This window comes from uncultured Sphaerochaeta sp. (genome assembly GCF_963676625.2).
GTDB lineage: Bacteria > Spirochaetota > Spirochaetia > Sphaerochaetales > Sphaerochaetaceae > Sphaerochaeta.
This window is the reverse complement of record NZ_CAXXYB010000004.1, coordinates 98,526-124,113: the sequence shown is the minus strand read 5'-3', so window position 1 is coordinate 124,113 and position 25,588 is coordinate 98,526. Positions and strand designations below refer to the sequence as shown.

The 25,588-nt window shown below is 44.9% G+C and carries 18 protein-coding genes; 13 read left to right on the top strand and 5 right to left on the bottom strand.

What is annotated here, in order from left to right; genetic code table 11:
• Positions 1-53: 53 nt before the first annotated feature.
• The 9 genes from ACHZBG_RS03725 to guaA all read left to right on the top strand — a co-directional run bounded on the left by ACHZBG_RS03725 (position 54) and on the right by guaA (position 12,514).
• Positions 54-3,035 (top strand): DNA translocase FtsK, encoded by a 2,982-nt coding sequence (locus tag ACHZBG_RS03725; protein ID WP_320128100.1) that lies wholly within the window; start codon positions 54-56, stop codon positions 3,033-3,035.
• A gap of 15 nt (positions 3,036-3,050) precedes the next feature.
• Positions 3,051-3,863 (top strand): aminotransferase class IV, encoded by an 813-nt coding sequence (locus ACHZBG_RS03720; RefSeq protein WP_320128099.1) that lies wholly within the window; start codon positions 3,051-3,053, stop codon positions 3,861-3,863.
• Between the two features lie 137 nt (positions 3,864-4,000).
• Positions 4,001-5,707 (top strand): DEAD/DEAH box helicase, encoded by a 1,707-nt coding sequence (locus tag ACHZBG_RS03715; RefSeq protein WP_320128098.1) that lies wholly within the window; start codon positions 4,001-4,003, stop codon positions 5,705-5,707.
• A gap of 1 nt (position 5,708) precedes the next feature.
• Positions 5,709-7,427 (top strand): ABC transporter ATP-binding protein, encoded by a 1,719-nt coding sequence (locus ACHZBG_RS03710; RefSeq protein WP_320128097.1) that lies wholly within the window; start codon positions 5,709-5,711, stop codon positions 7,425-7,427.
• A 13-nt stretch (positions 7,428-7,440) separates the two neighbouring features.
• Entirely contained in the window at positions 7,441-8,181 is a 741-nt protein-coding gene (locus ACHZBG_RS03705; RefSeq protein ID WP_320128096.1) for a lysophospholipid acyltransferase family protein, read from the top strand.
• Between the two features lie 8 nt (positions 8,182-8,189).
• Entirely contained in the window at positions 8,190-9,614 is a 1,425-nt protein-coding gene (locus ACHZBG_RS03700; protein ID WP_320128095.1) for an ABC transporter ATP-binding protein, read from the top strand.
• Entirely contained in the window at positions 9,611-10,384 is a 774-nt protein-coding gene (locus ACHZBG_RS03695; RefSeq protein ID WP_320128094.1) for an energy-coupling factor transporter transmembrane component T, read from the top strand. Before ACHZBG_RS03700 ends, ACHZBG_RS03695 begins: the two co-directional genes overlap by 4 nt.
• An 18-nt stretch (positions 10,385-10,402) precedes the next feature.
• On the top strand, positions 10,403-10,924 hold the full coding sequence (locus ACHZBG_RS03690; RefSeq protein WP_320128093.1) for an ECF transporter S component: 522 nt from the start codon (positions 10,403-10,405) through the stop codon (positions 10,922-10,924).
• A gap of 36 nt (positions 10,925-10,960) precedes the next feature.
• Positions 10,961-12,514, top strand: coding sequence for a glutamine-hydrolyzing GMP synthase (gene guaA / locus ACHZBG_RS03685; RefSeq protein WP_320128092.1), 1,554 nt, complete (start codon positions 10,961-10,963; stop codon positions 12,512-12,514).
• Positions 12,515-12,756: 242 nt separating this feature from the next.
• Here guaA and ACHZBG_RS03680 read toward each other — a convergent pair whose 3' ends face one another.
• Positions 12,757-14,130 carry an MATE family efflux transporter gene (locus tag ACHZBG_RS03680; protein ID WP_320128091.1) on the bottom strand — a complete coding sequence of 458 codons (1,374 nt, stop codon included), beginning with the start codon at positions 14,128-14,130 and terminating at the stop codon, positions 12,757-12,759.
• A 208-nt stretch (positions 14,131-14,338) separates the two neighbouring features.
• Here ACHZBG_RS03680 and ACHZBG_RS03675 point away from each other — a divergent pair, with 208 nt between their 5' ends.
• Positions 14,339-15,643, top strand: a complete 1,305-nt coding sequence (locus ACHZBG_RS03675; protein WP_320128090.1) for an aspartate kinase — start codon at positions 14,339-14,341, stop codon at positions 15,641-15,643.
• A 136-nt stretch (positions 15,644-15,779) separates the two neighbouring features.
• On the opposite strand, the gene ACHZBG_RS03670 is transcribed toward ACHZBG_RS03675, so the two are convergent.
• The 4 genes from ACHZBG_RS03670 to ACHZBG_RS03655 form a co-directional block, all read right to left on the bottom strand.
• The gene (locus ACHZBG_RS03670; protein ID WP_320128089.1) at positions 15,780-16,898 is read right to left on the bottom strand and encodes a sn-glycerol-3-phosphate ABC transporter ATP-binding protein UgpC; all 1,119 of its coding nucleotides are present in this window, start codon (positions 16,896-16,898) and stop codon (positions 15,780-15,782) included.
• A gap of 121 nt (positions 16,899-17,019) precedes the next feature.
• Complete coding sequence (locus tag ACHZBG_RS03665) at positions 17,020-18,822, bottom strand: heparinase II/III family protein (RefSeq protein WP_320128088.1); 1,803 nt, start codon at positions 18,820-18,822, stop codon at positions 17,020-17,022.
• Complete coding sequence (locus ACHZBG_RS03660) at positions 18,819-20,426, bottom strand: helix-turn-helix domain-containing protein (protein ID WP_320129227.1); 1,608 nt, start codon at positions 20,424-20,426, stop codon at positions 18,819-18,821. Before ACHZBG_RS03660 ends, ACHZBG_RS03665 begins: the two co-directional genes overlap by 4 nt.
• A 2-nt stretch (positions 20,427-20,428) precedes the next feature.
• Positions 20,429-22,216 (bottom strand): sensor histidine kinase, encoded by a 1,788-nt coding sequence (locus ACHZBG_RS03655; RefSeq protein WP_320128087.1) that lies wholly within the window; start codon positions 22,214-22,216, stop codon positions 20,429-20,431.
• 260 nt (positions 22,217-22,476) lie between these two features.
• On the opposite strand from ACHZBG_RS03655, the gene ACHZBG_RS03650 reads away from it, so the two are divergent.
• The 3 genes from ACHZBG_RS03650 (at position 22,477) to ACHZBG_RS03640 (ending at position 25,588) form a co-directional block, all read left to right on the top strand.
• Positions 22,477-23,772 carry a sugar ABC transporter substrate-binding protein gene (locus ACHZBG_RS03650; RefSeq protein ID WP_320128086.1) on the top strand — a complete coding sequence of 432 codons (1,296 nt, stop codon included), beginning with the start codon at positions 22,477-22,479 and terminating at the stop codon, positions 23,770-23,772.
• Between the two features lie 87 nt (positions 23,773-23,859).
• Complete coding sequence (locus ACHZBG_RS03645; protein ID WP_320128085.1) at positions 23,860-24,738, top strand: sugar ABC transporter permease; 879 nt, start codon at positions 23,860-23,862, stop codon at positions 24,736-24,738.
• A gap of 13 nt (positions 24,739-24,751) precedes the next feature.
• The gene (locus ACHZBG_RS03640; protein ID WP_320128084.1) at positions 24,752-25,588 is read left to right on the top strand and encodes a carbohydrate ABC transporter permease; all 837 of its coding nucleotides are present in this window, start codon (positions 24,752-24,754) and stop codon (positions 25,586-25,588) included.

Below are 25,588 nucleotides of genomic sequence, written 5' to 3'. Positions count from 1 at the left end.
TTTGTCTTGTCGTTGTTTCAAAAGGGTACTTGGTTTTGAACGAGGAGTTTGTTTTGAAAAAAGGTAAAGGACGATTTTCATTGGGGTTTGGTTTCCTCTCTCTTTTGCTGGCGTTGACGTTGGCTCTGGGGATTGTGTTGCCGTTATTTGGGACCAATCTTGGTTTTCTGGAGAGGCCGCTCCGATGGCTCGCTTCGTTCATGGGATTTTCCGCTTTGGCAAGTATCTATGGGCTTATTCCCTTGGCTTGTCTTTTTCTCTTATGGGCGATAATGGCTTTTTCCTTTCGAGGACGTAAACCCTTTTCATTCATTCTCATTCCCCTGACAGCCTTGATGTATTTTACTGTATTTCTCTTATCTCAAATGTTGCAACAGACAGGAAGACCTCAGGCTGTTATGCATTTTTTGTTATCCAATGGAGCTTCCTTACGTTCAGCCTCACTTAAAGTTGTTCTTGCGTTTCTTTTTGAGACAGTCTTGTTTGTCATCCTGACTCTTTTTACTGACATGTTGAATGATCATCATAAAAAGAAAAAAGCTTTTGCCCAGAAGGTTGAGGAAGTTCAGGGAAAAAAGACGGATGAGGTTCCTTTGGTTTCCCGTAAAGAAAAGAGACGCTTGGCCAAGTTGCAAAATAAGCTGACTGAAGAAGAGACTGTTGTTGTGCTCAAGCAAAAACAGCTTCCAAAAGAACAGTCTTCATCCGGAAAAATGGAATTCCCCCAGGTAATGGAAGTTCCTACCCTCGGTTCTTTCTCCAAGTCCTCCCCTGATGCAGTTGCCAAGGCAGAGGCCATTGAGGTGCAGGAAAAAATTACTGAAACTTCTTCGGGATTGGCCAGTATAGGGGCCTTGCATACCATCAAGCAAGAACATATGAGAGATCGAGCTTTGGCTCAGAAGGAACGCAAGGCTGAAAAGAAGGACCCTCCTGCGGATAAAGCACAAAAGATTCCTCTTTCAGGGTTTCTCCAAGGTGCCTTGGAAGTCGTTGGCAAAGGTTCCTCGCAACCGGTAACTCCCGTGCCTGAACGTACGGGAAAAGCCACGGGAATGCTTGCCAATGCAGTAGCAGAAACGGAAGTACAGGAAAAACACGGTTTTTTCCATCGTACCCGTAGTTCGCAGAATCCTTCCGAAGTAACAATTACCTCTCCTGTGGAAGTGACGGTCAATAAAGGAACTCTTGATTCCGGGCGTTCTTTGGAAAACGATGCAAAGAAACCGGATGATTTGATCATACATGATCGGATACTCTCCGTAAGGCCTTTTGTTGAGACTCCTCCCAGTCAATCCGCCCCGATATCGGTATCGGCAAGCATCGTTACCTCTCAAGAAGATTTTCCGCCGAAACCTGCCAAAAAGGAGCCAATTGCTTCTTCAGATGAGGATTTCCCCCCGAAATCTGTAAAAGAACCCATTGTTTCCCCTGTCGAGAACATTCCAAAGAAACCGGCAAAGGAACCTGAACCTTCTGCTCCTGTTCCTGTTGCCAGTGAGGCTTCTCCTGAAGCCCCGGCAGAGCTTGAATTGACAGACGATCTCGATGCAGCCAGTGGGGTAGGAGGGCTTTCCTCAACCAATGGAGGGAAAAGTGCACTTCTGAACAGATCAAAATTTCGATATACCTTTCCTCCCGAGGATATTTTGGTAAGGTACCCCAAGATGGGGAATACCATAGATGAAGAGACCTATGAACGTGGTGAAAAACTTGTAGCCACCCTTTTGGAATTCAATATCAGGGTTGAACTGATCAGCATAGTACGAGGTCCAACGGTTACCATGTTTGAAATTCTCCCGGCTCCGGGAGTTCGGGTAAATACCATAGTCAGTCTTTCCGATAACCTTGCCCTCAGTTTGGCAGCCATCCAGGTAAGAATCGTAGCCCCGATACCCGGAAAGTCAGCCGTAGGTATTGAAATACCGAATAGAAAACGAGATGTCATTGGATTCAGGGAAATGATTGCCTCCATTGATGAGAAACATGGGGATATTCCCATGGTTTTGGGTAAGAACCTTATGGGTGAGCCAATTGTCATTGATGTGGGGAAGGCTCCCCATTTGCTTATTGCAGGGGCGACTGGAAGTGGAAAGAGTGTCTGTGTCAATTCAATGATATGTTCGATCCTGTTTCGCAAGAGTCCCAAGCAAGTGCGATTGATCTTGGTGGATCCCAAGATTGTTGAGCTGAATATTTACAATGGCATTCCCCATTTATTGACACCGGTGATAACTGACCCCAAGAAGACGCTCAAGGCTTTTGACTTCTGCCTTTATGAGATGGATAGGCGTTATAGGCTATTGCAAGGTATCAATGCACGAAATATTACCGGGTATAATGAAAAAATAGACGAGAGTCATCTGGCAAGGGAAAAGTTGCCCTTCATTGTCGTTGTTATCGATGAATTTGCCGACCTCATGCATACCGTTGGCAAGGAATTGGAAAATAAGGTTTCAAGACTTGCTGCCATGAGCCGGGCAGTTGGCATTCATCTGATTCTGGCAACCCAACGACCTTCCGTGGATGTCATTACTGGTGTAATCAAGAGCAACATACCGACCAGGATTGCCTTTGCGGTGACCAGCACGACTGACAGTCGGATAATCATCGATGAAGGTGGTGCCGAGAAACTTCTGGGAAAGGGCGATATGCTCTATGTTGCAAGTTCCGATCCGATTTCCATGCGTATCCAGGGGGCCTATCTGAGCGACAATGAAGTTGAGGAAGTGGTCAAGTTCGCAAGTTCCCAGGGAGTGCCAGATTTCATCGATGAAGCTTTCTTTGATGATGAGCCAAGCGAAAGCGACAATTCTTCTGATCCTGATATGGAAGGAAATGATGATGATGAACTCATGGAAAAGGCCCTCCAAATAGTTGTGGAACGAAAATGTGCCTCTGCTTCTTACTTGCAACGAAGATTGAAGATAGGGTACAACCGGGCTGCACGCTTGGTAGAGCAGATGGAAGATATGGGTTATGTGGGGCCCCCGAATGGGAGCAAACCCAGGGAATTGATCAAATATCCATCATGACAAAGAAGGAAAGCAATGGTTAGGGAACATGCGGTACACAATGGTGAAATCATCAAGGAAGAGGATGCCACGCTCAAGGTGACAAACAGGGAAGTCCAATTTGGATTTTCCACCTATGAATCAATACGGATAATCAAAAGGCATCCCGTGCATCTTGCCGACCATTTGAAGCGTTTGGAAAAATCGTGTGCTGGAATATTTTTGGTGCATCCTTTTACCGAGGAAGAACTGACAAGTTGGGTGTATCAGCTCATTGAAACAGATGAGCTGGATACTGCCTCAATCCGAATACTTATAGTCGGCGGTAGCCAGCCCCAGTGTTTTATTACTGCCACGGCGCTTCTTGCCTATCCAGATAGTTATTATCTGGAGGGCGTATCGGCCTATACGTATGAGGGGGAACGCTTGTTGCCTTCCTGCAAGACGGGAAATCTCTTGCTCAACTATATGGCTCTCGAGGCCTCTCGTCGCCAAGGAGGATTTGAAGCCTTGTTGGTAAATAGGGAAGGAGAAATTCTTGAAGGGACAAGGAGCAATTTTTTTGCTTTCAAGGATGGCCGGCTCTATACAGCCCCTTCTGAAAAAGTGTTGCTTGGGGTGACTCGTGAACGAGTGATTGAAGCAGCTCAAAAACAAGGCATTGAAGTAGTGTTCAAGGCCCCTCTGGCGTCAGATCTTCAAAAAGGACTGTATGATGAACTCTTTATTTCTGCGACGAGCATGGCTGCCATGCCTTTATGCGCTGTCAATGGAAATAATTTGAAGGGGTCGTTTGCCCGGACTTTGGCGATTTGCAAACAGGTACGCGATTGGGAACTGGAAGATTGAAAAGTCCTCCCTCCATGCTCTTTCGTGGAGGTGGACAATACTGCTGATTTATTCTATCTTGTATGAGGTGGGTTTTTTGCCTGCCCTTGGTTTTTGTGTTCTTTTGCAAATTATTATAAAGGCGATATATAGTATCCATGAAATTTACCGAATTACCCTTAAGTGAGCAGGTGCTCAAAGGTGTCGAGACTACGGGTTTTGTCGATTGTACCGAGGTACAAGAGAAAGTTCTTCCCGTTAGTCTTGCCCAACGTGACGTTATGGTCCAGTCCAAGACTGGTAGCGGCAAAACAGCCGTGTATGTCCTTTCAATCCTACAGAAATATGTAACAGCCCAAAACGAGGGCAAACCACTTCCAAAAGCCTTGATCGTAGCTCCTACCAGGGAGCTTGCCGTCCAAATTGATGAAGATACCGCAAAACTATCTTCTGCTATCGAGGGACTCACCGTAGGGTGTTTCTATGGTGGCGTTGGTTACGGGAAACAAGATGCCCTCATCGAGAAGGGTTGTGATATTTTTGTTTGTACCCCGGGAAGAATCCTGGATTATCAGAAGATGCACAAGATTGATTTCAGACAGTTTGATACCTTTGTCGTTGATGAAGCGGACCGTCTCTTTGATATGGGCTTTTATCCGGATGTCCAGAAGATGTTCAGCCTCTTGCGCCCCTGTCAGGAAAGGCAGACAATGCTCTTTTCTGCGACCTTGGGAACACGGGTAAGGAATCTAGCCTGGTCCTTCATGAACAACCCTGTCGAGATAGAAGTTCAGCCGGAAGAAATTACCGTAAAGGAAATTACCCAGGAGTTGTATCATATTTCCAAAGATGAAAAGTTTGGACTTTTGTTGCAGCTTATGCATCGGGAAAATCCCGGGAATGCCTTGATTTTTACCAATACAAAGGCTCGTTGCATTGAAGTTGCCAAGAGGTTGTCCCTCAATGGCTACGCTTCCAAATATCTGATGGGCGACCTTCCCCAATCCAAGCGTTCGGAAACCATAGAAAGAATGAAAGACGGGAAAATCAAATTTTTGGTGGCTACCGATGTTGCCGCCAGGGGATTGCAAATTGATGACCTTGAACTTGTAGTAAACTATGATATTCCTGATGATTTTGAAAGTTATGTACATCGTATCGGCCGTACGGCCAGGGCAGGAAAGACAGGTAAGTCAATTACCCTTGCCGATGAAGAGTATGTATTTGGCCTGGAACCGATAGAAACCTATATTCAAATGAAGATTCCCGTAATTTGGCCTGCAGAAGGAGAATTACCGGTTGTCGAGGATAAGAGTGCAACCTATTCGTTCCGTGACTTGGTCAGTAGGGAAGAGTATTCCAATTCCCCTGACAGAGGTGGAAACCGTAAAGGTGGCCGTCCTTCTCCCAATACCTCCCGGCGTCCTTCCTCGAATGTCAGAAGAGATGAAAGAACTCCTGGTCGCAGAGGGCCTGCCCGCCCGGCGGCTGCCAGAGGTGGAGCCGAAATTCCAAGGGGAACTGGTCCCAGACCTCGTCCTGTTTCAGCACCCCCCAGGGCTGCTGCTGCTCGGACTTCTGTTCCTTCTCGGACTTCTGCTCCTGCACCAAGACGAAGATCAGGTGCCAAAAGTTATGCAGAGATACAGAATCTTTCCCTGGAAGAACGTTTGGCATATTACAAACAACAGTACAAGGGAGATTTGGAAGGTGCTTCTTCTCCTGTAGCTACGAAAAAACGGGAACCTATCCAGAAAAAGCCTGTCCAGAAGAAACCAGCCAGTGAGATTACCTCTGCCCCAATTGGAGAAAAGCAACCCAGGAAACCAGGGTTCCTTGCGAGGTTATTCAGGAAGAAAAAGTAAAATGCTAAGACGATTTATTGCTTACTACCGTCCCTATAAGGGTCTGTTTTTCCTTGATATGGGAGTGGCCATCGTCTCTTCCTTTCTTTCCATACTTTTTCCGTCTTTGACAAGGCAATTGTTGAAAACTGAAATTCCTGCAGGTAATGTCAGGACCATCTTCATTATCTTCGGGATAATGCTTGGTATTTATATCTTGCAGGCAGTTTGCCAATATATACGGGTTACCTGGGGACATATCCTAGGGGTCCAGATGGAAAACGATATGCGAAGTGAGCTGTTTTCGCATCTGCAAAAACTTTCCTTTGGGTACTTTGACAAAACAAAAACGGGCCATATGATGAGTAGGATCACCAATGACTTGTTTCAGATTACTGAGACTGCCCACCATGCCCCCGAGGATTTGCTTATCAGCATAGCTACCATTTTTGGTTCCTACGTGGTCATGTTCTCCTATAATGTTTCCCTTTCGCTCATTTCAATGATACCTCTTCCTATCATGGTTTTCTATGGTATTTACTATGGACTGAAAATGAAAAGGACCTTCAGGAAAGTAAGACGCACGGTTGCCGATGTAAATAGCACTGTCGAGAATTCCCTGCAAGGAATCCGGGAAGTAAAATCCTTTAGTAGGGAAGACTATCAGTCCACCAAGTTCGATACAGTCAACGATGTGCTTCGTGACAGTAAAATGGAACAATACAAGGTAATGGGAAGCTACCATTCGATTCTTGGACTGTTTCGCGATCTCTACTATTTTTGTACCATTGCCGGTGGAGCCCTGCTGATCTTGAAGGGAACGGTTCAGGTCTATGACTTGGTTACTTTTATTCTTTTTGTCGGGGTTGTCCTTCCTCCAATCGATCGGCTGATAAACTTTACTGAACAATTGCAGCAAGGAATGGCTTCCTTTGAACGGTTTGCCCAGGTCATGGATGAAGAACCGTCTATCCAGGATAAGAACAATGCCGTTGATATCAAGATCAGCGAGGGAACCGTTACGTATGAACATGTCGATTTCAAATATGAGAATTCGAATGAATCGATACTTGAGGATATCTCCCTGACGATACAAGGCGGTACTACTGTTGCCCTCGTGGGTGAATCCGGGGCAGGGAAGAGTACCTTTGCCTCGTTGATTCCCCGATTCTATGAAGTGGAATCCGGGAAAGTCCTGATTGACGGTCAGAATGTAAATGATGTTCGCCAAAACTCTCTTCATCAGAATATAGGTTTTGTCCAGCAGAATGTCTTTTTGTTCGATGACTCCATCAGGGAAAATCTGAGATACGGAAAGGTGAATGCTTCTGATGAAGAGATGTGGGCTGCCTTGGATGCGGCAAACTTGGGGACGTTTGTCAGAAGTCTGCCAGAAGGTTTGGATACCCAGGTCGGTGAGCGTGGAACGTTACTTTCAGGAGGACAAAAACAAAGAATATCCATTGCCAGGGTATTTTTGAAGAATCCCCCCATTTTGATTTTTGATGAAGCTACCAGCAGTCTGGATTCCGAGAGTGAGGAATTGATTACTGAAGCTTTTAGCCGCCTTTCCCGAGGACGGACTGCCATCGTAATTGCCCATCGACTGACAACAGTCAAGAATGCCGATTGTATTTTTGTCCTCGATAAGGGTAAACTATTGGAATTAGGCACGCATGTCGAGCTTTTGAAAAAAGGTGGACAGTATGCCAAGCTCTATAGTAAACAGGATTTTTCCTGACTAGGAGGATCAAATGCGCTATATCCGATTGGCAATAGCCTATATAATCATCATCCCTTTGTTATTCCTTTCCGTATTATATGCTTTTGTCCCTGCCTGGATTCTCCAGTTGTTCAGGGCTAAGAAAGCCGCGAATCATTGGTTACGGATTTGTGGACGGGGAATATCCAAGGCTTCATTTTTTTGCCTGGGAGTTACCGTTGCCGTAGATGGTCGGGAAAATCTTCCTTCTGAAACCAATATTTGTTATGTGGCCAACCATCTGAGTCTTCTTGATATCCTCTCTTTTGTCGGCCCGGCTGACCTTTGGGCCTATATCATTGCGAAGGCTGAATTAAGACGCGTACCTATCGTGAACTTATGGTGCATGGCCATAGGATGTATCTTTATTGAACGAAAAAATCCCCGTTCGTCTGTCAAGGCAATCCTTGACGGAGTGAATTTATTGAAGCATGGAGATTCCTTGTTGATCTTTCCCGAAGGAACAAGAAGCAAGACTGGTCGAATCGGCGAATTAAAGAAGGGAAGTCTCAAGCTTGCAACCAGAGCCAAAGCCATAATTGTACCTATAACCATTGTGGGTACCCGCTTGGGATTCGAGGATTTGAAAGGATGCAAGAGAATTCACGCATCACTCTCCATTGGAAAACCAATTCCTACCGCAGATCTTACCCCCGAGGAAATGGAAGACCTTCCCCAGGTAGTGTACGGAGAAATCAGCAAACGATTTGTTGAACTCTCAGATAATACCTAGGTCTGCCGATGAATGACATCGTTGTGGTCAAGAATCTTGGTTTTACCTACCGTTCCTGGGATGGAAAGCTGAATAAACCGGTTCTCGAAAATCTTGACTGTACATTTCAAGCCAAGAGCAAGACGCTTTTACTTGCCCCTTTCGATGGTGGAAAAAGTACTTTTGCCCGAATACTGGGAGGTCTTTGTCCCAAATACATCCAAGGAACTCTCTCAGGAAAGCTGTTGGTCAATGGCAAGGATCTCTCGGTAACAGATCCCTGGGATTTGCTTCTTGACTGCGGATACGTTTCCCAGGATCCCCAGGAACAGTTCATTGCAACAACCGTTGAGGATGAGATTGCCTTTCCCTTGGAATCGTTGGGGCTGTCAAGGGAAAGCATTTCCAAACGAGTTGACCAGGTACTGGATACCTGGGATCTTATTCCCATGCGTGGAGCAAGTGAACAGGAATTGAGTGGGGGAGAAAGAAAACGCGTTCTTTTGGCAGTCCTTGAGGCAGTGAACCCCACTTTCTGGATACTCGATGAATCTTTTGACGATCTCGATATCCAATGGCGTTCGCTTCTTGCCGAGAAAATCAAGGAAGATTCCCACACCGTCTTGGTGTTGGCTTCGCGATACCTTGCCCAATTCGAAGGATTGTTCGATCACTATGCCCTCCTTGAACAAGGAAAACTTCGCTTTGGTGAAAAACAGGAAATCCTCCAGGCTTTTTCCTTCCTATGCGGGGATGACCTTCCCAATCCCCTGGATACCCAGATTGTCAGGATATCCCACTCCCAGACTTTGGCGTGTTCAAATCTAAAAACCATTCGAACTAGGGTAAGTTCAATCGATGTGGTACCTTTTACCCTTTTTGTACCTTCCTTTTCTCTGGTCAGCGGTGATCTCGCTACTCTGGTTGGTCCCAATGGAAGTGGTAAGAGTACTTTTAGCAGACTCTTATGTGGCCTCGATATTCCCGTGGAAGGAACCTTCACCCTGGATGGTATTTTGCAGACAGCAAAAGGACTCAACCGAACGGTGGGATATCTTTTCCAGAATCCTGATTTGCAGATTTTTCTTCCCACCGTGCGTGAAGAGCTTGCATGGTCCTTGAAACGAATAAAGAATCTTTCCGCTTTGGAAATAGAGCAAAAAGTGTCGGATTGCGCAGTTTTATTTGAACTGGAACTGGATGACACTCCTTCTACGATGAGTTATCCCTTGCGTAAGGCCCTCCAGGCCGCGGTCTATTATTTACTTGACCGACCTTTTTATATATTGGATGAACTGGACAATGCTCTTACCTATGCCACGGCGTTGAAAATAATCGCACGGCTACGTCGCAACGGAGCTGGTCTTCTCTTGATTACCCATGACCAAAAATTTGCTTCCTTGCTTTCCCATACGACCTTTGCCATCAAAGATGGAAGGTTGGAACGCCAATGACTACCAATACTTTCGTAGCCGGGCATTCTTTTCTTTATCGTTTTGATCCCAGGGCAAAGATTTTCTTGATGGTTTTGTTTTGTATTTGGTTTTTTATGCCAATAACTTTGTCAGGTCTTTATGTCGTTGTCTTGTTGATCATCATTCTTGGATCGTTAAATACAGGGTTCAGGCAAAGTGCAAAGACTTTTAAATCCATCTTGCCAATGCTTATTTTTATGGTAATTTTTGTTCCCTTCAATGTAAGGGACGGACAGAGTCTCCTATCGCTGGGATCCTTTACCTTGGTTACCAAGGAAGGTGCCTTGGAAGCCGCCCGACTAGCCGGACGGTTCATCGGGATTACCTATGTATGTACCCTTCTATTTGCCACAACGAGGATGAATGAGGTCATGCTTGCCCTCCGCTGGTATCGTCTTCCCTATAAAGCCTCCTTGGTCGTTACCTTGGCCTTTACCTATATCCCTTTTATTGCCGAGAGTTTCAGCCAAATTTCTGATTCCCATAAATTGCGTGAAGCCGAGGAGGGAGAAGGCAAGAAAAATATCTTTGCAAGATTGACAAACCTACTTCCTACTCTCACCAGTGCCTTGGTTGTAGCCTTGCGCTCCATTCCGAACTTGGCAATGAGCCTTGAGCAAAGGGGCTTCGGGAGAAAAGAAAAACGAAGCAGTTATCATTCCTTGCAATCGTATAAGCACACCTTTACGCAATTTGTAGTTTCAGTTATCATTCCCGTAATTCTTTGGTATATGTTTAAAGTTCGATAGGATAAAAGGTCAAATAAAATGGAAGACAAAAAGAACGCGCTCAAGATTGCCGTGGTAGCTGTATTGACAGCCGTAGTGGTGGTCTTCACGATGATTGTGCGTATCCCCACTGCAAAAGGGTATTTGAACCTCTGTGATGTAGCAATTTGTTTTACTGCTTTTACGTTTGGTCCTTGGACAGCCTTCATTGCTGCCGGACTTGGTACTGCGTTGGCTGACTTGATCAGCGGATACGCCCAATGGGCTCCGATTTCCTTTGTTGTCCATGGTTTGGAAGGTTTGTTGGTTGCCCTGATCGTTGGTCAGCAGGCAGGTAGGGTCATCCCTTTTTTCAAGAAGGTTCTTGCCGGTTTGGTTTGCATGGCAACTGTTTCGATCGGATACTTCTTGCTTTCTGCAATCTTTATCAGCGGCTTTAGTGTAGCAGCGGCAGAAATTCCGGGAAATCTGATTCAGAGTGGAGTGGGTGCAGTGCTTGGTCTTGCCGTGTCCTATGCGGTGCAGAGAGCTTATCCCCCGGTACGCGGTTTAGCTTGGTAATAAGTATAGTAATTTATAGTTTTTCAGGAGCATCCAATGCAAAAGTTTCCTCACGACACAATAGTTGTACTTGATTTCGGTGCCCAATATAGCCAGCTTATTGCTCGGCGAGTGCGCGAACTTCAGGTATATAGCCAAATTGTTCCCTTTACGATCAGTGCCCGGGAACTGAAGGAAATGCAGCCCAAGGGCATTATCTTTTCGGGTGGACCGGCAAGTGTGAGTGCAGAAGGCTCTCCCAGACCCGATGCCGAGATTTATGATTTGGGAATTCCCATTCTAGGCATCTGTTACGGTTTGCAAGTATTGAGTGTCCAGAATGGTGGATCGGTAAAACGTCCAGAGAAACGTGAATATGGGTTTGCGGACCTTTCCCTTACAACCAAGGATACTGTATTGCTCAAGGGTATTTCTGAGGCTTCCCGTGTCTGGATGAGCCATGGTGATTCTGTAATATCCATTCCTTCTGGCTTTGCGACCACAGGGAGTACCGTAAATTGTCCTTATACTGTAATTGAGAATACCCAAAAGAATTTTTATGGTGTTCAATTCCATCCAGAGGTAGTGCACACGGCCCAAGGCAAGCAGATACTCTCGAATTTTGTCCTTGATATCTGTAAAGCAGCGACTGATTGGGATATGGGCTCTTTCATCAATACCGCTATTGAGGAGATTCGTTCCAAGGTCGGTGACAAGCAAGTTCTGTGTGGACTTTCCGGTGGCGTAGATTCTACTGTCGCGGCTGTCTTGATTCATAGGGCCATCGGAGATCAACTGGTTTGTGTATTTGTCAATAATGGATTGCTTCGCAAGGGCGAAGCGGAAATGGTCCAGAAAGTTTTTTGCAAGAATTATAATATCAGATTGCAGTATGCCGATGCCGAGCAAGCTTTCCTTTCTGCCTTGGAAGGGGTCTCTGAGCCTGAGGCTAAACGCAAGATTATCGGGAAGGTATTCATTGATACCTTTTATAGTGAAGCCAGAAAAGCCGGAGAGATTTCATTCCTTGCCCAAGGTACGCTCTATCCGGATGTAATTGAAAGCAAAAGCCCTTCAGGGGGGCCTTCGGCGACAATCAAGAGCCATCATAATGTCGGGGGTTTACCCGCTGATCTGAAATGGGACTTGCTTGAACCTTTGCGCGAATTATTCAAGGATGAGGTACGGCAATTGGGTAGGGAGTTGGGACTTCCTGAGGATATGGTTAACCGTCATCCTTTCCCCGGTCCCGGTCTTGGGGTCCGTTGCGTCGGTGAGATAACCAAGGAACGGCTTGATACCCTCCGCGATGTCGATGCCATCTTCATTGATGAAATTCGCAAAGCTGGGTTGTACGACGACATTTGGCAAGCACTTGCTTGTTTGCTTCCAGTTAAGAGTGTCGGCGTGCAGGGAGATGAACGAACCTATGAGGAAGTCTGTTCCTTGCGAGCTGTAACCAGTGAAGATGCCATGACTGCCGATTGGTATCGATTTCCCCCTGATGTATTGCAAAGGGCCTCAAGCCGGATTTGCAATGAAGTCAGCGGAGTCAATCGTGTCCTGTACGATATCACCAGCAAACCCCCGGGGACCATTGAATGGGAATGATTTTCCAAAAGACTGAATCCTTCATAAAGTAAGGACTTCTTGTGGCACAGGTTACAGATAGGTACTCCTTGATTTTAAATTGAGACGGCATTCTTCATTGAGAGGATGTCGTCTTTTTATCTATAGGTGAAAGCATTATAAAAATCTTGATGAGAGTATCCTTGTTTTTTCATGGATTCTGCATACAAGAAACCACTCCTTGAAAGAGTGGTTTCTTGATTCAGTTCGATTTGTGAATATTCTTACTGCTGGGCATCTTCCAATGCAAACAAGGGTTTTATTTTCTTTTTGTAGTCACTTTTGAAAAAGAGCAAGGTAAGCAGGAACGAAGATAACTCTGCAATGATAAAGGAGAACCAGATGGCATCAAGACCAAACAATCTTCCCAAAATATAGGCCGCGGGAATCAGAAAAATCATTTGTCTGGTAATGGAAATGATCATGCTGATATAACCGTCCCCGATTGCCTGGAAAAGAGAACCCAGGACAATGCAGATTCCTGCACTGATAAAACAGAGACTTATCCTGGGGAAGGCTACGATGCCAATTGCCAACATATCTGGTGAGGCATCAAACCAGCTGAGCAAGAACCGTGGACACAGCATGAAAATTGCTGTACCTATGATCATTATCAAGACTGAGACAAATAATCCTACCTTGACGGTCTGTGTAATTCTCTTGGGCTTCTTTGCTCCATAATTGAACCCGATGACCGGTATCATTCCGGTGTTCAGTCCAAAGATTGGCATGAAAATGAACGATTGCAGTTTGAAATAGACACCTAATACAGCAATGGCTGAAATTCCATAGGCAATGATGATCTTGTTGAGGCCCATTACCATTACCGTACCGATGGCCTGCATGATGATGGTAGGGATTCCGACTGCGTAGATACTCAGGACAATTCTCTTTTCAAGCTTGAAAAAAGAGGTTTTTATTTGGACTTCCTTGTTCTTGCGAACGTAATAGACTGCCATACAGGCAGAGACATGCTGGGAAAAGACTGTTGCTATGGCAGCTCCCAACACTCCCAGGGCAGGAAAGCCAAACCAACCGAAGATCAGTATGGGATCGAGGATGATGTTCAAGATTGCCCCAGTTCCCTGGATGATCATCGGATGAATGGTATCTCCTGTTGCCTGGAGAATTCGTTCACAGGTAACATCTATGAATATTCCAAGGGAAAAAACAAGACAGACCAAAATATACTGGGAACCCATGGCTTGCAAGGCAACGTTATCCGAGAACAGGGTGAAAAAATATTTTGACAAGGTCAGTCCGAGGACTGCAAAAACAGCCCAACTGAGGAATCCCAGGACAATTCCATTGTTTGCTGCTTTTTCGGCATCCTCATAGTTTTTTGCCCCAAGACTGCGTGAAAGCAGGGAATTGACACCAATTGAGGTTCCCACCGCAACTGCAATGACAAGATTTTGGATAGGGAAGGCCAATGATACTGCAGCCAAGGCATTTTCACTGACCTTTGCCACAAAAATGCTATCAACGACATTGTAAAGGGCCTGTACGAGCATGCTTATCATTATGGGGATAGACATTACCATGACAAGTCGAGGGATGGGCAATATTCCCATTTTATTTTCAGTTCTTTGTTGCACAACTATTCCTTTTTCCGGTGATTCCCGGTCGCTATGTCATACCATAACAAAAAATATATGTAAAGGAATTCCCAAAAATAGTATGGAAAACGATATTTATATACCATGATGTCCTAAAAAGCGCTACATGTATTCTATTGCACAATTTTCTACCGTTCAATACAATACCAAATATATAAGCCAATTATACCCTAGAGAGGTAGCACCCATGATTGTATGTAAATTCGGTGGAAGCTCAGTTGCAGATGCCGAGCAGATACGAAAGGTCAAGTCCATCGTTGATGCCAATACGGACCGACAAGTTGTCGTGGTATCTGCACCGGGACGCAGGAACAAGGATGACGAGAAAGTCACCGATATGTTGTATGCCTGTAATGCGTTGGTTCAGCAGGGACTTTCCTGTCGTGAATTGTTCAAGAAAGTTTCCTCCCGATATACCGATATCCTTACCGCTCTGGAAATGGATAAGAAACCCTTTATTCCTGTCTTGGAGGAAGTAAGGCAAATGATTGATGCCGGGCATGGCGCTGAATATGCGGCAAGCCGGGGTGAATATCTTTCTGCGCGGTTGATCGCAACTTATTTTGGATGGACTTTTCTCGATGGTGACCCTGTCATCGTAATAAATCATGATGGAACGGTAAATGAAGCTACCTGGGAAAATCTTCGACAAGCTATCAAGCCGGGTCAGAAATACATTGTCCCTGGGTTCTATGGCTCCGATACCGAGGGGAAGGTCAAGACTTTCAGTCGGGGAGGTTCCGATATAACCGGTGCAATTCTTTCCAGGGCCGTGATGGCTTCCCTTTATGAGAATTGGACTGATGTTTCCGGGGTCTTTTCCGTTGATCCTCGTTTGGTATCTGATGCAAAAGTAATTCCAACGATGTCCTACCGTGAAGTTCGTGAACTTGCAGGAGTAGGGGCCGGGGTTTTTCATGAAGAGGCAATTGCCCCAATCGTTTCGGCAGGCATTCCCATCAATGTCAAGAATACCAATGCTCCTCTTGATAGGGGAACCATGATCGTGCCTTCACGAGAGATCGATGGGCATCCTCTGGTCGGTATATCTGCCAAGACAGGATTCAGTCGGATACGCCTGAGAAAGCTCATGTTGTTCAAGAAGTCAGGAATTCGCCATGCTTTGTTGACCATGTTGCATATTTTTGGAATCAGGCCAACTTTTTCCTTGTTCGGCATCGATAGTATTGTTTGGTTCTTTGACTCCTCCCAAGCGAGTATCAGCGTGATCAATGCAATGTGTAGTCGCCTGAAAACTGAATTCGAATTGGACTCGATCGAAATTGATCAGGGGCATGCGATTGTTGGTGTCATTGGTGCCGGAGTTATGGAAGATACTTCCCTTATTCCCGCTTGTACAGCAGCTTTTTCCAAAGCAAATATCAAGCTCAATTTCCTTAATTATGGATCTTCCGATACTTCAATTCTTTTTGGAGTAGCCGCCGAGGATGCCCAGTCAGCCGTAATTCATCTATACAAGGCGCTTTTCTAGAATTCTTTTAAGAAAATACATATAAACCGCCGAACCATGATGCTGATCAATATCATCTATTGGTTCGGTTTTTTTTTATCGTTTGGACAATAAAAAACCGGCCCATTTCTGGACCGGTGGAAATAAACAATACTACTTATTTGCTGGCTGCTTTCGTTGCTTTATTGATAACAACTTCTGTTTCAATATCAAAGAATTTTGCCTTTGCCATATCAGGAATCAAGGAAATCTTGGTATCGACGGCAACGGTTACGTTCGGGTCGATCTTTCCGATTACCTGGCTCTTGGTTGTGGCAACATAGACGTGGGTCTCAGAACCGAGGGGCTCAACAACACTTACATGTCCATCAATGGTTTCACCATCTTTGGGGGTGTGGCTGAAGACTACATCCTCAGGGCGAATACCGAATGTCACATTCTTGCCGACATAAGGAGTCAAGAACTTTTTCTGTTCTGCATTGACTTTCAAACGGAAGGAACCTTCGTTGACATAGATGTCAGTACCATCAGCTTCAACAGCAGTTTCAAGGAAGTTCATGGGTGGGGATCCGATAAATCCGGCAACAAACTTGTTGTTAGGCTCATTGTACAATGGAAGTGGTCCACCGATCTGCTGGATAATACCAAATTTCATTACGACAATCTTTGTAGCCATGGTAAGTGCTTCAACCTGGTCATGAGTGACATAGATCATGGTTGCCTTGAGACGATTGTGCAAGGAAGAGATCTCTGCACGCATCTGGACACGAAGCTTGGCATCCAAGTTGGAAAGAGGTTCGTCAAAGAGGAATACCTTTGGCTTTCGAACGATTGCACGTCCTACGGCAACACGCTGTCTCTGTCCACCAGAGAGAGCCTTTGGCTTTCTATCAAGCAATTCCTCGATTTCAAGAATCTTTGCAGCTTCACGAACACGCTGCTCAATCTCTTCTTTGGGAAATTTGCGGATTTTCAGACCGAATGCCATGTTATCATAGACGGTCATGTGGGGATACAGAGCATAGTTCTGGAATACCATTGCAATGTCCCTGTCTTTCGGTGGAACGTCGTTTACGAGGTTCCCGTCGATGTACAATTCGCCGCTGGTGATGTCTTCCAAGCCAGCGATCATGCGGAGTGTCGTGGATTTTCCACAACCAGAAGGACCGACCAAGACTACAAAAGCCTGATCTTCTACGTCGATGTTTACATTGTCGACTGCCTTCACTCCACCTTCGTACACCTTACAAATGTTTTTTAGTTGTACTGTGGCCATGATGCCTCCAAATTATTTTATCTATTGACCACTGTACCCTATGCATTGCAGGATGTCAAACTTTTTTATTCTTTCAATCAGTGGAAAAAAAATATAATTATAAATAATAAAAAGAATTAGGTTAAATTATCTGTAATGAAATACTTTGCTCGTACCTAATGAGAATTCTATAAATCTTGTCTGGCCAAGTAATTCGGAGTCGTTCATCGGTAATTGGAATTTTCTCTATACTGATATCCCCGGGCTGTGGCCAAGGATTTATTTGTATGATTCCCAAGTTGCCTAGGGCAATTTTATCCTCCAAGATCTTAGGCAGCTCTGCACTCATGAGGGTAAGTACTGCAGTGGAGGCCGTTTCCACCGTATCGTTTATTTGGATACCTGTATTTTTCCTATGGGAAACCTGCCGAATATAGGAGTGAATTTCAGCTTCTTTTGGATAGACTCCCTTCAATTCCATCTGTATAGTTGGGTTTTCCTCGAGCTGGACTTTCACATTGCTGGCACAAAAGGTTTTTCCTGCCTCTTGAGAGAATGAGGAAAAATTAGTGACATTATGGAATGAGGATTGCATTGTCCAGATTCCATAGCGCTCAGGTGAAAAAGTTCTCTTTGTGTAGCTTTCCACTCCTATATCGATGAGCAAGGGGTTTCCTTTTTTATACAGGATGAAGCTTCCTGTGTCGTTATGGTTATGACTGTCCCCGTTGCCTCCCGCCTTGACTGAGAGTACATAGGTTTCATCACGGCTGACCAAAAGGCCCGTACTGGGAAAGTAGATGTCTCCTTTTGGGAAAGGTAAGGGGGAGCTTTCTTCCATCTCTCTTTCCAAAAATAGTGCAAGCAAACGATACGTCAAATTGATTTCCTGAGGTAGGTCACGGCTCTCTGCTAGGTCTTGATGATACTGATAAAGGGCAAAGTTCCTGAGTTCCTGGTTGTCCGTTCGCTTGGCAAATAAATATTCCCGGGAGCCGCAAAGTCCGGCCAAAGGTGAACAATCGCCAAAATTGATGAAATAGGGACCCTGTGCGTGGACTCTCATGATGTAGGAAACCATATTGCGTATCTTTTCTTCCTTATAGACAGAAGAGAAGGCCCCTTTGGTAACGGCATTCAGTATTTCCAGCGATCCCAAGAGGCAAAGCGCCGCATGGCGATAATATTGGGCGCCTTCATTGCAACATCCGTCATTTCCATAATCCTTGAGAAAACAGTCCAGGCTATAGGCAGCCTGGGCAATGCTTGTATGGCGTATTGCTTCTGAAGTGGGTAGGGAAAATATGGCAAGCAACACATTCTGGGTGCACCAAGGAGTCCAGTTGCACATGGGTTCCTCTCCATTTCCCATCCACCAGAAGTGCATGGTGAGGTAAGGAGTAATGATTCTTTGCTGTAGGTTCTCATCGATTCTTTGGACGATCAAAGGAGAAATATTGTCCAACTCAGACTTCAAAAGGGTCCTGAGCGTGGCAAGCAAGGCTCCTGTTTCACAGGCAAACAGGTCGAGCACCGGTCTGTTGGGATCGGGAAGTATCTCTTGGGGAGTATCTCGGATATAGCTATTATGGGCAGGTAGTTGCCATCCGGTCTCTTCGCAAATCGAATAGATTCCATCAACGATGTCATCAAGATAAGCTTGGTCGTGGAGTATGCATTGAGCCAATACCGCGGCATTCAGTTTTCTTCTTTTCTCAAAATACAGTTTCTCAAAATGTACGCGGTCTCCACTTTTTGAAAATTCCATATAGCTGGAAGCCGATAAGTAAGGATACCTTGTATCTGATGTGCGTTTTGCAGTATCGAGTATCCTTTGTTTTGAGGTTTCCTGCAAGGATTCCCAGCTTTTCCTGTTTGAGGCAGAAGGAAAGGGGGTGAAATCCTCGGTATGGGCAGGTACGTTTATAAGTTCTTCCTCTATCATTTCTTGCTCCCTTGGTCAGGTTTATGCTGCACATATTCCCGAGGTGAGTAACCTGCAACTTTTTTGAATACCTTGCTGAAGTAAAAAGAACTTTCAAAGCCTAGTTTCTCGGAGATTTCATAAATCTTGTAATCACCGGAGGCCATCATCTCTTTTGCCGCATTGATTTTTGCATTGGTGGTATATTCGACGAAACTGCAACCGCCGTAGCGGGAAAAAAGACTGCTGAGGTAATTCTGGCTGAACCCAAAAATGGAAGAGACTTCGCTGAGTTGCAGTTTCCTGTCCAAATTGGCCAGGATATATTGCTGGACCTTGGTAATTACCTTGGCTCGATAATCTTGTTTACGTGTCAATAACTGTTCATTCAAACCAGTTCCCAGTTTTCTCAGCCAAAGGGAACATTGATCTGTCGTGGTCATTTTATAAATGCTTCTGTATCCTTGTACTTCGTCTGAAAAAATCTGTTCGACCAAGAGTTGTCCGTCTGGAATCAAGGAAATTGCCATATACAGGATATTGCTGGCTGCATCGATTGCCTGAATGCGGCTTGTAGTCCTTTGGTCCAAGGAATCAGCTATCTCCTTTATAACCAAACTGAGGGAGGGTCCGTCAAGTTCTTCAAAGGCTCTGGTCAATTTCTTCTTGTATTGGCTTAAATTGAATGCCTGATCCGTTTCTTGTTGGTTCTTCTGCTGATCATAGATAATGACTGGTCGTTCCTTCGTTGTTGTTGAGAGCAATTGTCTGGCAGTGTAAAAAGAATCACTGAGATTGAAGGCATCAAGGACCTTTTTGCCTACGCAACAGGACAATCGTACGGAAAAATAGTTAAAGATTACCTGGACCAGCTTCTCCAGGGTCTGGGAAATGATCGTTGTATAATGGGACTCCTGTTCCTTATCTAGACAAAAAGTTATTGCCAGATGATGCATATCCAAGCTTACGATATAGCAAGTAAGATATCTTGCCACTGTCTCCCTGATCATTTGCGTGGTGCTGAAATAGAGATTGACCTGTTGATCCTGTGACATTTGTTCCTGTGTGCCTTCGATCTGGCAATAGCAGACAGCATAGGCAGGGAAGGAAAAATCCAGGTCCAGGTCAGTCTTTTGAATTGCAAAAGCCTCTGGGGTTTCGATCAAACCATTGAAAAGTCTGACAAAGAATTTGTCCTGGAAGGGAATCATTCCACTCCGTTCAGTCATGAAGGGAGTTTTTTGCTGTACTTCCTTGATTTCGGAAATCAACACGAGGGCTTTCTTGACCGAGGCAAGCAGGCTTTGCTGGGTAAGTTCCAGTTTTACCAGATAGTCGATTGCCTGGAATTTGATTGCTTCCTTCACGAAGGAAAATTCCTCGAAACTGGTAAGGATGATGAATACAGGTAACTTGCCATAGAGGTTCCTGCAATCTTGCAGTACCTCCAACCCTGTCTTAACCGGCATTTTAATGTCAGAAATGACTAAATCCGGTTTGAAGCGGGCAATGGCTTCTTCCAGTTGTTGTCCATTACGAACCACTGAACAGATTTCGATATCCAGTTCATTCCATTTGAGCATCGATTGAAGGCCTACGAGTACCAGGGGCTCGTCATCTGCGATGATTAGTTTGGTCGTAAGGTTTCCTCCTTTTCTCGATTGGGAAGGAGCAATAGGGCAAGTGTATAGCTTCCTACCTTGCTCTCAATATGCAAACCATATTCCTCACCGAAGGTATATTGTATTCGCTTGTTGACATTCTTGATTCCAATTTCACTGAACATTCCATGCGAAGGGGCCTTGTTTGAGGAAAAAACTTGTTCAATCTGCTCAGGGCTCATCCCTATCCCATCATCCAGAATTGAAATCTCAATAATTTCCTCGCTGCGTTTTTTTGCGGAAACCGTTATGGTTCCGCTGCCACCCTTGGGTTCGATTCCATGAAAAATAGCATTTTCCACAAGTGGTTGCAATGTAAAGCGAGGGATGCCAATGGTATGGAATTCCTCTGGTATGGATTGTTGCAATACGAGAGTCCCTCCATATCTATATTTTTGTATGACAAAATAATCGTTCAAGAGATCTAGTTCGTCACCGAGTGAAATAATCATTCCGTTTGCCTTGCTGATGTTTTTCATCAATCGTGAAAGAGAAGTCGTCATTTCGGCAATGCCTGTGGCATTCTGGATGGTGGCCATCCATTTAATTGAATTGAGGGTATTGAAAAGAAAGTGTGGGTTTATCTGGCTTTGCAGCATCCTATACTCCAGTTCCTGCTTGTTTTTTTCATCGGCGACACGGGTTTCCAACAAAGCGGAAATCTGGGCCGAGAGTTGGTTTATGCCTTTGCCTATATCCCCCAGTTCGTCGTCCCATTCTATATCAGGATCGTTGGAGAAATCGCTCTGGGAAATAGCTTGTACACGGTGTTTGATCTTCGCAACCGGTCTGTTGATCATATGGTTCAGCAAGAACGTCAGGACAAGCCCAAAACACATGACGGCAATGCATATTATCCCTATGAGTGAAAAATAGAGGGAACGTTCAAAGGTAACCTTTCCGGTAGGAAGACTCTGGACAAGTTCGATGTCCTGAAACCCGATTGGGCAACTGACAAATAACTGTTGGGGATGACTCTCCAGTTTTCCTGTATATACGCGAGTGTCTTCTCCTGTAGTCTCATAGTGTTCCATCGTCATGAAGGGGCTCTCAATTCGCTGGAATTTGTCTTTGTCTATTTGGTAGAAATCGTTGCCGATTATCAAAAACAATGCGCTTCCTTTTGCAATGTTATAATCTGTTATAAGATCGGTAATGATTTTCGAGGAGATTGCCAGATACAATTGTCCCGTTACTTCCGTGGAAGAGGATCTGGTCAGCACTCGTTTGATGGGAAGTATCTGGCTTGTTGCCTTGGTAATGAACGAATCGATTCCAATACGGTTCCAGCCATTGTTCCTTTTGAAGGTTTCTGGCAGTACTGTATCGATATTGGCACTGTTTACTGGTTTGCTATCACTCATCGTTGAACCCATATGCAGTAGTTTGGTATGATTGATATCAGTAATGATCAGGCGATCAACATATGTATTGGCACGATTGTTGATCATCTCCTCCTTGACCCGATCATAGGTGGCAAGTGCGATTTGGTTGCCACTGTGTTCCAGATAGAGGGCGACCTGACTGTTTGTTGTACACCATTTGATCAATGAATCGAGGGCAACGATGTTTTCCCTTGCCTTTGCACCGATGAACTGGAGATTGAATTCCGTTGATTGTATCTGGCTTTGCAGTGCAAAGGACCTGAATACGAAAAAACTGAAGGTAGCGACCAGAATGGCAATGATAAGAGTGAATGTTACGGTAATAATGGTAATCCGTGCCTTGATGTTTCTGAATACCAACGATTCCACCCTCCCTTTTAGCAAAGTATGTGTTTCAAGGTCTCCTTCCTGTCAACAATAATACTGCAAGGAACGTTGTAACGGGGATGAAAGTACAGGTTTGAGGAAAATAATACAGTTATTCTCAAACTTTAGGCGGCAATGAGAGAAAAAGCGATATTTCTGAAAGTAAAATGCATGTCGTTGTATAAGAAACGGGCTTACCCTAATGATGATGAAGTACAAATCAGTACCGTATTCATCTTTTCGAATTCTTAAGGAGGAAACGAATGAGTATTGCAAAGAAGGTGATTGGTTTTTCACTTATTCTCTCTTTGGCTGTCTGTTCTGTATTTGCCAATGGGGCAACGGAGACAGCGGCTCCCGCAGCGAGTAGTACCACTACGCTCAAATGGGCTCTCTGGGATATTACTTCAACTACGTACTATGAACCGCTGATCAAAGCCTATGAGGCAGCACATCCCAACGTGAAGATTGAAATGCTCGATCTTGGTTCTGCTGATTTCATGACCATGTTGCAGACTCAGCTTTCAGGAGGAGATTCCTCTATTGATGTAGTTACCATCAAGGACATTCCTGGTTACAACAATCTAGTCAAGAAGAACCTCTTGATGAACCTGAACGACAAGATTGCCAGCCAAGGCGTTGATACTTCCTTGTATGGTGGTACTACCGATCAGATTGCCATTGATGGAAATCTCTACGGAATTCCGTTCCGCAGTGACTTTTGGATCATCTACTACAACAAGGGATTGTTTGACAAGGCTGGGGTCGCTTACCCTACCAATGATATGACTTTTGCCCAATATGATGCGCTTGCCCGCAAGATGACCAGTGGATCCGGTGCAAATAAAGTATATGGTGCCCATTATCATACCTGGCGTTCGGCGGTCCAGTTGTTTGGTATCCTTGACGGAAAACATACCATCGTAGATGGGGATTATGCTTTCCTCAAACCTTATTATGAAATGGTCCTCAATGAACAAAAAGACGGTATTTGCCAGAATTATGCTACCTTGAAGACTTCTTCGACTCACTACAGCGGAGTTTTCTATAACAACAGCGTAGCCATGATGAACATGGGTTCCTGGTTCATTTCCACACTCATCGACAAGATTGACAAGGGCGAGGCCGATTGCAAGGATTGGGGGATTGCAAAGTATCCTCATGCAGTGGGTGTTCCCAGTGGTACGACCTTGGCCACCATCACTTCTTTGGGAGTCAGCAATGCTTCCAAGAAAAAAGATGTTGCCTTTGATTTCGTAAAATTCGTGACAGGTCCTGAAGGTGCCCAGATCATAGCCAAGACCGGTACCATCCCTGCGATCAAGAATGATGAAGTCATCAAGATCATTGCATCCAAGCCCGGTTTCCCGACTGATAAGGAGAGTGCCGAGGCCCTGCAGGTTACCAAAGGCTATCTCGAGATGCCCTTGAATGAAAAATCTGCAGAGATTGAAGTCATTCTCAATCAGGTTCATGACGAAATCATGACCAACAATATTTCCATCGATGCAGGTCTGGAGAAAATGTCCACTCAGGTCAAGAAGATCCTGAATAAATAGTCCTCCAGTTCTTGTTGACAATATGGGGGTGGAAAACTACCCCCATTGTTATCTAGCTACTATTCCAATAATCCTGAGGATGGAAAGATGCCATCAAAAAAAGCAGAAATAAAAAAACAACTGGTTGCCTACAGTTTCATTGCTCCGAATTTCATTGGTTTTGCAATCTTTACCTTAGTACCAATTATCTTCGCTTTTGCGTTGGCATTTCTTCACTGGGATGGGTCCAATCCCATAACCTGGGCCGGCTTGGCAAACTTCAAGGATTTGCTTGACGATGATCAGTTCAAGGCTGCCTTGCAAAACACCGTCGTATATGCCATAGGAACGGTTCCCCTTACCTTGGTCTGTTCTCTTTTCGTAGCCGTTGTCCTTAACCAAGGGGTACGGGGCAAAAACTTTTTCCGAACAGTCAGTTTCTTTCCCTATGTTGCCTCTTTGGTTGCCGTGGCCGCTGTATGGAATATGATTTTCAATCCAGCAAAAGGCCCTGTGAACATGATTCTTTTCAAACTTGGTTTTGATAAGGTTCCCGGTTGGGCCGCTGACAAGAATTGGGCAATGGTGACAATTATTCTTTTCAGTGTCTGGAAATACATGGGGTATTACATGATTATCTACCTTGCTGGTTTGCAGGGGATAAATCCTGAACTCTATGAAGCCGCTAATTTGGATGGAGCCAATACCTGGCAACGGTTCAAACATGTGACTATTCCCCAGCTCAGACCGACGACTTTCTTTGTCATGGTCATGCTGACTATCCAATGTTTCAAGGTCTATGACATAGTCTATATGATTACCCAGGCTGGCCCGGGAACCGCTACGTTGGTTCTTGTCTATGATATTTACAATAAAGCTTTCATAAGTTGGAACCTTGGTTCCGCCAGCGCCGTGGCAATGGTGTTGTTCATTCTTGTCCTCGCCGTGACACTCATTCAGTTTCAGGGTGAGAAGAAAATGAAATAGAAGGGAACCAGATATGCAAATCGAATCAAAAGGAACGAAAATTGGAAGGGTCTTACTCTATGCTTTCTTGATAGTCAGTGCCTTCTTTATGCTTATACCCTTTGCTTGGATGCTCAGTGCCTCCTTGAAATATGACAAGGATGTCTTTGTCTTCCCTATCCAATGGATACCCACTTCACCAAGATGGCATAATTACAAGGAAATCTGGACAAAGATTCCCTTGGGTATTTTTATCAAGAACTCTGCCAAACTGACAATTATCGTTACGGTTCTGCAACTTTTGACTTCCTCCTTTGCCGCGTATGCCTTTGCAAAGTTGCGCTTCAAGGGACGAAACGCTCTTTTCCTTGGGTACATCGCGACGATTGCCATGCCTTGGCAAGTCTATATGGTTCCACAGTTTATAATGATGCGTTCCTTTCATTTGAATAATACCCACCTTGCCATCATTTTCTTGCAGGCTTTCAGTGCTTTCGGGGTATTCCTGATGCGGCAGTTTTATGAAAGTGTCCCGGATGAACTCTGTGAGGCTGCCCGGATTGACGGGATGAGCGAGTATCGCATCTGGGCGCAGATCATGCTGCCTCTTTCGGCTCCGGCGCTTTCTACCTTGACGATCATTACGTTTGTAAATACTTGGAATGATTTCTTGGGGCCGTTGCTCTATCTGACCAGGACGGAGTTGAAAACGGTGCAAATCGGGTTGAGGATGTTCATCGGGCAATACTCCTCTGATTATGGTTTGATCATGGCAGCCAGTGTCGTTGCCTTGGTTCCGGTCATCATCGTATTTCTCTCCTTGCAAAAATTCTTTGTGCAGGGAGTTGCAACCGCCGGGTTGAAAGGTTGA

What these genes read in the sequence shown, in the direction of transcription:
- ACHZBG_RS03720 (WP_320128099.1), top strand. Translation starts at nt 3,051, where the DNA reads ATGGTTAGGGAACATGCGGTACACAATGGTGAAATCATCAAGGAAGAG.
- ACHZBG_RS03715 (WP_320128098.1), top strand. Translation starts at nt 4,001, where the DNA reads ATGAAATTTACCGAATTACCCTTAAGTGAGCAGGTGCTCAAAGGTGTC.
- ACHZBG_RS03710 (WP_320128097.1), top strand. Translation starts at nt 5,709, where the DNA reads ATGCTAAGACGATTTATTGCTTACTACCGTCCCTATAAGGGTCTGTTT.
- ACHZBG_RS03705 (WP_320128096.1), top strand. Translation starts at nt 7,441, where the DNA reads ATGCGCTATATCCGATTGGCAATAGCCTATATAATCATCATCCCTTTG.
- ACHZBG_RS03700 (WP_320128095.1), top strand. Translation starts at nt 8,190, where the DNA reads ATGAATGACATCGTTGTGGTCAAGAATCTTGGTTTTACCTACCGTTCC.
- ACHZBG_RS03695 (WP_320128094.1), top strand. Translation starts at nt 9,611, where the DNA reads ATGACTACCAATACTTTCGTAGCCGGGCATTCTTTTCTTTATCGTTTT.
- ACHZBG_RS03690 (WP_320128093.1), top strand. Translation starts at nt 10,403, where the DNA reads ATGGAAGACAAAAAGAACGCGCTCAAGATTGCCGTGGTAGCTGTATTG.
- guaA (WP_320128092.1), top strand. Translation starts at nt 10,961, where the DNA reads ATGCAAAAGTTTCCTCACGACACAATAGTTGTACTTGATTTCGGTGCC.
- ACHZBG_RS03675 (WP_320128090.1), top strand. Translation starts at nt 14,339, where the DNA reads ATGATTGTATGTAAATTCGGTGGAAGCTCAGTTGCAGATGCCGAGCAG.
- ACHZBG_RS03670 (WP_320128089.1), bottom strand. Translation starts at nt 16,898, where the DNA reads ATGGCCACAGTACAACTAAAAAACATTTGTAAGGTGTACGAAGGTGGA.
- ACHZBG_RS03665 (WP_320128088.1), bottom strand. Translation starts at nt 18,822, where the DNA reads ATGATAGAGGAAGAACTTATAAACGTACCTGCCCATACCGAGGATTTC.
- ACHZBG_RS03650 (WP_320128086.1), top strand. Translation starts at nt 22,477, where the DNA reads ATGAGTATTGCAAAGAAGGTGATTGGTTTTTCACTTATTCTCTCTTTG.
- ACHZBG_RS03645 (WP_320128085.1), top strand. Translation starts at nt 23,860, where the DNA reads ATGCCATCAAAAAAAGCAGAAATAAAAAAACAACTGGTTGCCTACAGT.
- ACHZBG_RS03640 (WP_320128084.1), top strand. Translation starts at nt 24,752, where the DNA reads ATGCAAATCGAATCAAAAGGAACGAAAATTGGAAGGGTCTTACTCTAT.